The sequence below is a fragment of the Bacteroides stercorirosoris genome (assembly GCF_900142015.1).
GTDB lineage: Bacteria > Bacteroidota > Bacteroidia > Bacteroidales > Bacteroidaceae > Bacteroides > Bacteroides stercorirosoris.
In genome coordinates this window covers 1-10,779 of the sequence record NZ_FQZN01000066.1, presented here as the reverse complement: position 1 = coordinate 10,779, position 10,779 = coordinate 1, and the positions used below count along the sequence as shown (strand labels likewise).

At 41.6% G+C, this 10,779-nt stretch carries 4 protein-coding genes and 2 pseudogenes; all 6 read right to left on the bottom strand.

The annotated features are described in order from the left end of the window. Positions 1 to 86 precede the first annotated feature (86 nt). A pseudogene (locus BUC01_RS26265) lies at positions 87 to 324 on the bottom strand (IS1182 family transposase); the annotation flags it as partial. Between the two features lie 211 nt (positions 325 to 535). Continuing rightward, positions 536 to 1,072 carry a hypothetical protein gene (locus BUC01_RS24455; RefSeq protein ID WP_025835757.1) on the bottom strand — a complete coding sequence of 179 codons (537 nt, stop codon included), beginning with the start codon at positions 1,070 to 1,072 and terminating at the stop codon, positions 536 to 538. A 288-nt stretch (positions 1,073 to 1,360) separates the two neighbouring features. Continuing rightward, on the bottom strand, positions 1,361 to 3,910 hold the full coding sequence (locus BUC01_RS24450; RefSeq protein WP_073315177.1) for a thiol protease/hemagglutinin PrtT: 2,550 nt from the start codon (positions 3,908 to 3,910) through the stop codon (positions 1,361 to 1,363). A gap of 113 nt (positions 3,911 to 4,023) precedes the next feature. Then, on the bottom strand, positions 4,024 to 6,024 hold the full coding sequence (locus BUC01_RS24445) for a hypothetical protein (RefSeq protein WP_073315174.1): 2,001 nt from the start codon (positions 6,022 to 6,024) through the stop codon (positions 4,024 to 4,026). Between the two features lie 52 nt (positions 6,025 to 6,076). Next, positions 6,077 to 7,687, bottom strand: a complete 1,611-nt coding sequence (locus tag BUC01_RS24440; protein WP_025835754.1) for a RagB/SusD family nutrient uptake outer membrane protein — start codon at positions 7,685 to 7,687, stop codon at positions 6,077 to 6,079. Between the two features lie 20 nt (positions 7,688 to 7,707). After that, a pseudogene (locus BUC01_RS24435) lies at positions 7,708 to 10,683 on the bottom strand (SusC/RagA family TonB-linked outer membrane protein); the annotation flags it as partial. Positions 10,684 to 10,779 lie beyond the last annotated feature (96 nt).

Sequence of the window (10,779 nt, the reverse complement as noted above, 5' to 3'; positions counted from 1 at the left end):
AAGACGGAGGATTTCTTGCTTTTCTGCTAATGTGTGATGTCTTGACATAAATAAACCCCGAAAGTTTTTTGTCCAACTTTCGGGGGTCACTTCATAATGCACGATGCACCTTCTTTTTTATTCATTACTATACCACTCGGTTCATTTTCTTTAAGGTGCGATATTTTGAGGATTTCTTTGATTTATGTGTTCCCAGCATCTAATAACAGCAGTTGTAAGCTCGTAAAACCGTCTAATCAGCCAGTTTATACCTTCTTTTGTCATTTTTGCACACATTTTTTTTATATTGAAGGCAACGGCAAAGAAGGCAAAGTTCATCGAGATATTCGTTTGTCTTACGCTCATCCTGTGTTTTCGTGATGAGACCAACTAATACCGCCGTTTCTGCCTGTACTTCGGAGATTATAAATTCTTTCATTTATTTCCTATTCCTTAAAAATGTATTTAATGTCAGCCTAGTCCATTTTCTCTTTTTCAATCAGTCTTTTCCAAACCGGGCAAGATTCAATCAGGCTGTTAATAGCGGCAAATATAATTATTTTTGCAGAAATCCTTTAGAAATCTTTTCATTTAATTCCGAAACGATATCTTTGTAATCAGCCCGCCTGCCACACTCATGAATTTCCAATAACGGATATCTTTCGACAATGTTCGCCATCAGTTCTTTCATGGAAGGGGGTTCCGTAAACTTACTATATTCTTCATACGTATAAGCCAAAAAAGCGACATTCAGCCCTATTCCCCTATTATCCAACAGATAACCATCCTCTAGAGGAGTAGGCAAACACAAAACGTCTCCCGTTTTCAAATCAGAAGGCGCAGGATAAGCAAGTATACGTGTACGTCCTTCGTCCATCAGTACCGGCACTTGATGCAAATAATCTGCCTTAGTCTTATATACATACACAATGGGTGAAGTAGAAATAGGATTTCCACCCGCAATTACAGCCCCATTTGCCACCACAGTCTTCTCTATCCGGAGTGCTCCGACAGCCATTTCTTTCCCGGCAGAACGGCAACCTGCCAATGAAACGGACAAAGCCGCTATTCCTATGTTTATTATTTTTTTCATTACCACGATCGTTTGTTATCGGTCTGTCTTCGTTCAAATATCGCAAAGATAGGATATTATCCCGATATGAGAGAAAATTACAGAAAAGAAAATGACCATAAAAGTTCTTTTTCAAACTTTTATGGTCATACTTTCACTCTGCAAGAAGTCCGGACTTCCCCGGACAAATTACAATCAGAAGATAACCTTGGTATCGTCTATAATATACACACCCTGAGCCGGTGAAAGTGTATTATAACCCGGTTAAAGCTTGCCGGAAGACGAACACCCAGTCCCATTCGGCTAAATTCATCGCTTTATAAACTTACTATGACAGATTGTTCCGTCTACAAGTTGTACCGCCACTATATAACACCCTGATGCCAATCCGGCTACCGGAACAGAGTATTCCTTACCGTCACTGTTTGCAGGGTCTTGCAGGCATATCACCTGTTGTCCTGACAAATTATATAAAGTGACCACCTTTATATCACCATCCGTGCGAATATAAAGAACACCTTCAGCCGGTTGTTGATAAACTCTCACCCTGTCTCCATCAGCACGCTCATTGTCAATACCGGTAAACGGCCCGACTGAAAACTGCAAATCACATAAAGGCTTATTTCCGTCATATCCCCCCTGTTGTTCCGGTTTATATAAGCTAATATTATAACTACCTTCACCGATTTGCGGATCAATCAACATTTCGAAGTCACAAGTTCTCCCTTTTTCTATAAATACCTCCGCATAGTGCAAATTGTTCGTCGAATTTTGTCCGGCTACAAAGATTGCCGCCATCAGAGTTTCATCATATACATTTCCTATTCCACTCAACGATAAGTCCGCCAATAACTTAAGCTTATCCCCTACTTCAATCCGGTCCTCCTCCAAGCGGGCATTCTTTACTACCAAATTCGAAACGCCAAATGCTCTATTGACCTTAACAGGAATCACCCCTTCGCCAATCGAATAGATATACTGTCCCCACATAACTCCCGGACAAATGTAATAATCGCCTGACGGAAGCTCCGCTTTAGTATCCGTCAAAGTAGAAATCAAATCACCGGAGATACTTATTTCCCGGTCGGTTGTCCCCGGCTTCAGTTCCAGTTGAACATCACCAACCATAGATTTTATCTCCAATTCTCCCTTTTCTTCAGCAATAAACAAAACCCCTGCCGTACCATAGAATTCATGAGCAGTGTTCTTATTGGAAAGCAGAACTTTAAAGTCTGCCTTACGGCCGCTATAAAGATTGTGCAATATTTCTATACTCCCATCCAGATCTTCGTGCACATTCAGACCTCCCTCAAACAGAGCCAACGTGCATTCGCTGCCTGCAACAGTAAGCGTGAATTGTGTTTCGGCACCATACGTACCACGTGCGCGACTCCATGCCGCCTCACGCGTCTCTTTGGTTGCCAGATACAGCATGTACGTACCATCAGCCAAATCATCAGGAATTTTCACCCCTTGTATAGGCGCATTAGCATATCCCCTATGTGAGATCAATTCCGGTAAGGAAGCCGTCATCAATTCCACCTGTTTGCCATCTTTTTCTGCAATCAATCCCAGTTCCCCTCCTCGAAAGGTTACACTCATATTGAAAAGGCCGGTAATCGTCATATCAAAAGGAACGCCTTTAACCAGCTTATTCTGGCTGAATTTCAATCCTCCCAACATAAAATGAGAAACAAACATAGATGTTTCTACCGGTGGACGCATGCCTATAATCATGCCTTGCTGATAAACAAAACCACCGCCCAAATTCGTTCCTCCCCCGATTCCCGGAGAAGAAGGATTGAGGGATGACACTTCAAAATAACCATTGTTGGCTCCTCCCCATCCCCAGTTGACATGAACCATATCTCGGGCATCATAACCATCAAAAACAAACGCATGCCCCACATCTTTTGATACTCCGTTATAAAAGATAGGACGCCCCTCACTCAACTCCGTCTTGATCATATTCATCCATTCTTCCGAAGTGAAATATTCACGGTATACATAACCCATGTTCTCATCATAACCGAAATAATCGATTAAGGCCTGCCCTACTTTATAAGAATAAGCCCCGGAACCGACAGAAGAGTACGTCATGTCCACCGCAACACCACAAGCATACATCAACTCGGCGACCGATGCAGCTTGTTCGGCTGTATAACTGCCGTTGACGTATCGAGACAGCATCTTATCCCAACTGAATGTTGTATTTCCATAATCAAACGAGCACTCAATCCCCGATGCAAGTTTATAAGAATGAGTACCTTTACCTTTTACAGGAAAATTGTAATATTTCAACATCATCGCCATCGCCGTAGCCACACAGCCGGTCATGCTGCGTTGACCTTTATCTAACGGGCAGCTATTATTATAAGGCGCATCCTGATTCCAATTGATATCTTTCAATAAAGGCTCCACCATATCCGGAAAAGCCGTACGCATCAGCAGACGGGGCTCTTTCACCACCTGCTCACCCGCATTCAAAGCTACATACACCGCATGATAACTTTCCAACCAACTTTGTATGTTAGAAGGCAGATTACCTGTCACAAAAGCTCCACAGTCCGAATAGCCCAATACAGGCTTCATACGGTCATCTCCCGAAACAATCACATAAGCAGACTGCCCCTGATTGTAAACATAGAAAGAGGGCTCCCCCGACAGTCCCCGGGTAGAAGCATATTTCAACAAGTCACCTGATACAGCTACCAATCGGACATCGCCAACGGCACGCGTTGTGGCATATTTTTCAAAAAAAGAACATGCCACTCTGAACGCCTCTTCTGAAGAGCGTTGGGCAGCCCATACAGAAACGGCACATAACAGTGCAAGAGAGAGAAGTAATCGTTTTCTCATAAGCGTATGAATTAAAAAATGTATAATTGATAAAATAACAAAAAAAAGAGGGAGTATGCAAATATTCAAGATATGAACTGCATACTCCCTTCCCTTTTATACTATATGAATTCTCAACGAACTAAAGAGAAGCCCTGGACTGCCGTCCTTTGAACTTTCAAAGAAAGCTTACTCGGTTGCACCGGAAAAGCCTGCAGATTCAATTCTGTTTTATATGTACGTTTGGACACGATACCTTCTTCAACACTTTTGGTCCCCATACTGAAATCCACCTTGTCCAACGTGCCAAATGAAGCAGCCGGAGCATAAGGTTCCCATTCCAGATAGTTCCAGAACCCGCTCATGAGCATGAGTTGCCCACCACCGGTAACAGCATACACCATTGAATCATAAACTCCCTGATTATCAGGGTTATTAACGAATGTCAAGACACCGGCTTTATTAAATCCACCTACCAAGCATTCGCTAGAAGTCCTAGTCAACTGCCCAGTTACTGAATTAAACGGTGCCACAAAAGCGTCAAACCCCTGTATGGAAGCAACTGGTTGGTATCCGAAAACCAAGAGTCCGGTTTCTTCATCATACATCAATGCCATCGTATCATCATAATTATCCATGAGCGACAAACCACTGACAAGCAGCGTCGTCCCATCCGCCTTGGTAATTGTAACCGGAATTTTTCCACTTTGCTCACCATTCTCAACAGGCACTACCCACGTACCTACATAATCATCGATCTTCTTTCCATGTTGCAACAGGTCTATCGGAGTACGTCCCCAAAGGAAAGTTTCAGTACTTTGCAACAATTCAGCAGTCTTGTTGCCTTCCTCATCCGCCAAATAGAATGAGAGCGTGAAGGTAAATTTGTCTTCTGCATCTACAGTACATTTTCCTGCCACCGCATCTACATAGATGGCATTACCGAAAGTAGAAAGACCTGTAGGCTGCATCTTTGGCATGGTCAATGTCTTAGCTTCAGGATCGTAGTTGAAGTAAATATGTACACCCTCTGCATACAGCGAGGTAAAGCGGAAGAAAGTTGGATCCTCCTCAGCTTGTTGCACTACCTGCATCCAGCTTTTTCCTTCTATTTCGGATGTGAAATAACCGTCCCCATCCTCTACAGTAGCCCACGTGTAATCACGATCGAAATCGGGAGCCATCAAAGCAGGATCAAGGTAGAGTTTAAAGCCTCCGTTTATTACAAAGAATCCATAACCATCCAAGTTATGATAACATGAACCAAAATCAAACATTTGAGTGGCAGCGTCAAAACTCACCGCCGGATACTGGGGATTTCCCACTTCAATAGGACCGTCACCAGTCTTCAAATTCCCCGCTACAGAACCAAATGTATTCCAATCTGCATCCACCACAGGGCCTTGGCCATCCACCATCTTGAATCCTAACGCTGTAGCAGGAATATAATATTGTCCCGGAGCATTATTTTTGTAAGTTTCACCATCCAATATAATGTAAGGAAGTTCTTCTGAGAATATCAAAGTTTCCCCAAAAAGAGACATGAAATAATCTGCATCATACGGGCTTCTAAAACGATACTGCGCAGTATTCTTTTCTTTTTCAACCGTGATTCCGGAAATAGCGATATCCTTTGCCCCATAAGGACTAAACATCTGATCAATCAGGACAGCATCTTGAGAAACTACTTCCCACTCTTCAAGTACTTCCGCCGGATACAATACTTTGAAAGTCAGCGAAGAATTACCATAAGAAGTATTTTCCGTGAAGGAAATTTTTACATTGTAGGTCGTACCTCGAACCAGATTCTTATAACCGATTGTAACCTCAGTTTCCGCATCGCCAGCATCAAATTTCACTTTATCAGGAATAGAGAAAATATTTTCACCGCCTTCATCAAACTCCGCGACCAGACCGGACTCACCGGCATTTTCAGACTTTGTGCGTTGTACCTTGAGTTTAAAACTTCCCTCTGTACCCTCTAGTGTAATGGAAGTTTGTATTGATGAAGGGAAATATACACCTTCACCAACAACAGCTGAAGCCGGATCATACTCATACGAGTCGGTACATGCACCCCAAGTCAGTACAAATACACTCATCAACGCCAGCAGATATGTATTTAGTTTTTTCATACGAATTATTATTAATATATTTATTTATAATCAGATTATCCTAAACGCACAGTTATTCTTTAGTCTCAACCCAAGGAATATAAAAATCTGTCGGGTCAGGATTACCAAAGCCTACCAAGGCTGCATTGTTATCACTCTCCTGTCTTACAACACTCATATTCATCCATGCCGGACGTCCATTAGTATTTAAACGAGCCGTATCAAAGAAATTTGTACCCGGATAACCGCGAGTGACAGACATATTCAGACGTTTTACATCGAAGAATGTCAAACCCTCACCCCAGAATTCAACACGTTTCTGGAATACGGCTTCCTCAACAACGTCACTATTGGAGCATACATATTGTGGATCACGATAGCTCTTCATGAAGGTTTCCAACAACCGCTTACCTTCCGCCGCATCCAGATGGGCAGCAGCCTCCGCTTCTATAAAATACATCTCTTCTACACGCATAACAGGAAATGCGGAAGCATTACCGACATTACTTACATCCATATTCCCCTCATTCGGACGGAATTTTACAGATGCGTAAACCGGCAAACTTTCACCGAATTCCTTGTTAATAAACGGAGTCTGCCCTTCAAGGAGAGAACCGGAAGGAGCTTTCCACATTTTCTTACGGAAATCAGTGTTACTTATTCTTTCATATGTAGCACGGTTAATCATCAGATATGGTTCCTGACCGGAATATCCATATTTTGTTTCATTTGACATCCAGGAAGTCCAAGTGATAATACCACTCTTCACCTGAGCATCTTCCGCCTTCAACTGTGAACCCCACATCCAGCATGAAAGGTCATTGAAGCCTTTCGTCGTACTCAAGCATTGGGCCTCTGTCATAGGAGCAACACTTGATGCATCGATAGCCTTACGTGCATAAGTCTTTGCATTCGCATAGTCACCCAACCACATATAGTAACGAGCTTTCAAGCCATATACCACATCCTGGTGAGGCAAAGTTTTAGATGCCTCTTTCAGGTTGACAATATATTCTTCAGCTTTATTTAAATCCTCCAAAATAAATTCAGCCATCACCTCACGGGTTACGCGGGGGTTATTTCTTGCTTCCTCTTCAGTCATTCCTTCTCTTACGATAGGTACAGTCAGGTTCAGCACATCGTTTCCACTTGAGTTGACAGAAGAGAAGCCTTCAACCGGTAAGAACTCATACATTTGCGCCATTTCCAGATAAGCCAATGCCCTGAAAGCATGTCCGGCACCCAAATAACCCAATTGCAGAGAATTGGCTGCTTCCGCATTCACCGCTCCAATCATATTATTGGCAGTTTGCACAAACTTATAATAATACCACCAATGGTACTGTGTAATCATATAGCCGTCACCTTGATTTTTGTTTGTTTCCCAACTATCATACCAGTCATAACCGCTGCCGCTATACACTATAGGCATGTCTTCGGTCATAACGTCACGAATATGCATGAGGGAACCATACCCCCAGTCGTAATCTTGACGAGAGGGTAATATCTGGTATGTATTAAAGTAGGCAGGCATTGCCCATAACAATGCTTCCGTAGCTTTAGCAGATGAAGCTAACTGATCATCAGTAGCTATCTGCGTAGGCAGTGTTTCTTCTATACATCCTGTCATAAAAACTGATGAAGAAAGACAAACCGACAATATAAATTTAGATATATTTTTCATATTCAATAGTTGCTAAAAGTTTAGAATGTAAGCGTGATACCTCCCGAAATAGTACGCATTGGAGCATAATAAGCAGATGTTACACTTCCCGTTATGCTTTGGCGCGGATCAAGTCCTTGACGTTTTGACCATACCCATACATTATCGCAAGACATGTAAACACGTAATTTTTCCAGTCCCATGCCACGACAAACACGTGAAGGCAAAGTGTAACCCAAATTGATGTTTTGCAAACTTAAATAAGAAGCATCCGTCAAGAAACGGTCAGAGTTTTGATTCATATAAGAATCATTGTATTGGAAACGAGGAATATCAGTGTTTGTATTTTCCGGTGTCCAGGCATTCAGCAAATCAACATGGAACGCATGTCCTTTACTAATTCCCATAGAAGAAGCATAATCACTGTCATATACCTGCCCACCAAGCTGATATGCAAAGTCAATAGAGAAATCAAGACCTTTATATTCAAAACTTGTTCCAAAACCTCCATATACATCAGGAAGCGCACTGCCGCAAAGGTGTTTCGTAGCCTCGCTCGGTTTTGTTGTAGTTTCAACGCCGATCACATTCTTATTATCATCCAATATGTCTTTATAGAACAAAGACTCACCCTTTTCATTAACACCGGCATACTTATATAGATGATAGGTGTATAAAGGCTCGCCCTCACCATAGAAGAAGCTACCGCTAGAATAACCGGATACTCCATCGACTTTCAACGTTTTGGACTTGTCTGACAAATAAGTGATCTTATTCTTATAATGAGTCAAGTTCAAATTAATTGTCCAGTTCATATCGTTAGTCTTAATGGGTGTAGCCTCCAGTTCTAATTCAATACCGGTATTCCGCATATCACCTACATTAGAATAATAAGAGGTGAATCCCATCGTAGGCGGTAAGGGGAATGAGAACAACATATCCGAAGTCTTACGGTTGAAGAACTCTACCGTACCACTCAGACGATCTCTCAACAGAGCAAAATCAACACCTATATTAAAGTTCCCGTTCGTTTCCCAAGTGATTTCCTTATTGCCCATAGCATTAGGAACCGCCGCCGGATTACCATTCGCATTCACAATTTCATAAGTTGTCACATAACGGTAATTACCGATGTTATCATTACCCTGCGAACCATAAGAAGCTTTCAACTTCAATTCATTAATCCATTCCGCATTAAAGAAGTCTTCCTTTGAAATCATCCATGCACCTCCCAAAGACCAGAAGTTACCCCAACGGTTGTCCGGATGGAAACGCGAAGAAGCATCACGACGATAAGAAGCCGAAACAAAATATTTTTCATTATAATCATACTGAACACGGCCAAAGTAACCCTCTGTATTGTAATCAGTAGTATAAGAATTGGCCGAACCATCCAATATGGCACCTACCAATTCCGGATTGTTAGGATCAAACATATTAGATTTTGAAGCATACAAATAATAGTATTTGTAACGATATGACTCGTGTCCGGCCATAGCTTCTACATTATGCGCACCAAAAGTTTTCTTATAATTCAATAATTGCTGATAGTTATAAGCCAACTGACGCGTGTGATATTTATATGCAATACCATTAGAAGAGGCATATTGTCCATAATACGGATTAGTCACATTAGTTTGACGCGTCTCATCCACATATACACTATTGGTAGAAGTGAACTTAAAATCTTTCAAGAAACGTACTTCAAAAAAGCCGACAGCATTCATAGCGTTGCCTTCTGCCGTCATTTTATCCAATATATTGCTGGACAAAGCATTACTTTGTCCTAAATAAGGACGTTTATTACCAGCATTGGCACCATCACCATAGTCATAACGTGTAATTCCATTAGCATCTGTCATAATCTGCCCATTTTCATCACGAAGATAAAGCGGATAAATCGGTGCCATCTGCGTCAAAGCAAATACATTGCCCGAAGAAGCAGAACTACCATCATCACCCAACTGATTAGATTCATAATGAGTATAGGCCATATTAGCTCCTATCTTCAACCAGTCTTTAAGCTGATAGTCCGCCTTAAGACGCCCCGTCAAACGTTCATAATCAGACTTATCTGCAATACCTTCATTATCCAGATAATTAAATGAAGCGTAAAAAGAAGATTTATCACTACCGGCATTGGCAGTTACGGTGTATTCTTGTCGCAGGCCATTCTTATATGCCGCATCTGTCCAGTCATCCGGTAACAATAAGAAATTCTGGCCCTGATATGTCACACGATTACCCAACACAGCATTAGGATTCAGTTTTCCATTTTCACCGATCATATACTGTCCCACAGGCACAGTGTACACATTATAACCTAAACCATAATCATTATTCGCAGTCAAATTCTGGTTAGCCATTACGTGAGCGGCATGTGAACTCATTCCCTGAGTATTCACAAAATAATTTTTCAATGCTCCATAATACATTTCATAATATTTGGCCGGACTAGTCACATAATTATAATCTTGAGTGGCACGGGTATTCACACCCCATTTGGCATCTACCGTCACTTTCGTCTGACCGGCGTTTCCTTTTTTAGTAGTAATGATAATCACGCCATTAGCACCACGTGCACCATACAATGCGCTTGAAGCGGCATCTTTCAATACAGTCATCGACTCAATATCCTGACTACTTATATTATTAAGGTCGCCATCATAAGGTACACCATCTAAAATAATCAATGGGTCTTTACCCGCATTAATGGAACTAATACCACGTATACGAATAGTAGGTGTTGTTGCCCCCGGCTGTCCGGAAGCAGTATTCAGTTGTACGCCAGACACTTTACCAGTCAGAGCATTAGCTACATTAGAAGTCTGAATCTTACCTATTTGATCGGAGGAAACAACACTTGCCGAACCTGTAAAAGCAGATTTCTTTGCAGTACCATAAGCAACAACCATAACCTCTTCAAGCATTTCGCTATCGGATTTCATCACAATTTTCATTTGAGGTTTAATCGCTACTTCTTGTGTTTGCATACCAATGTAAGATATTTGCAATGTTTTCGCAGAACTAAGCCGCTTTTATTTTGTTGATATTAAGTGATTTAATTATTTCATGGAACTTTGAATTAAATAATTGGAAAAATGTAATATTCT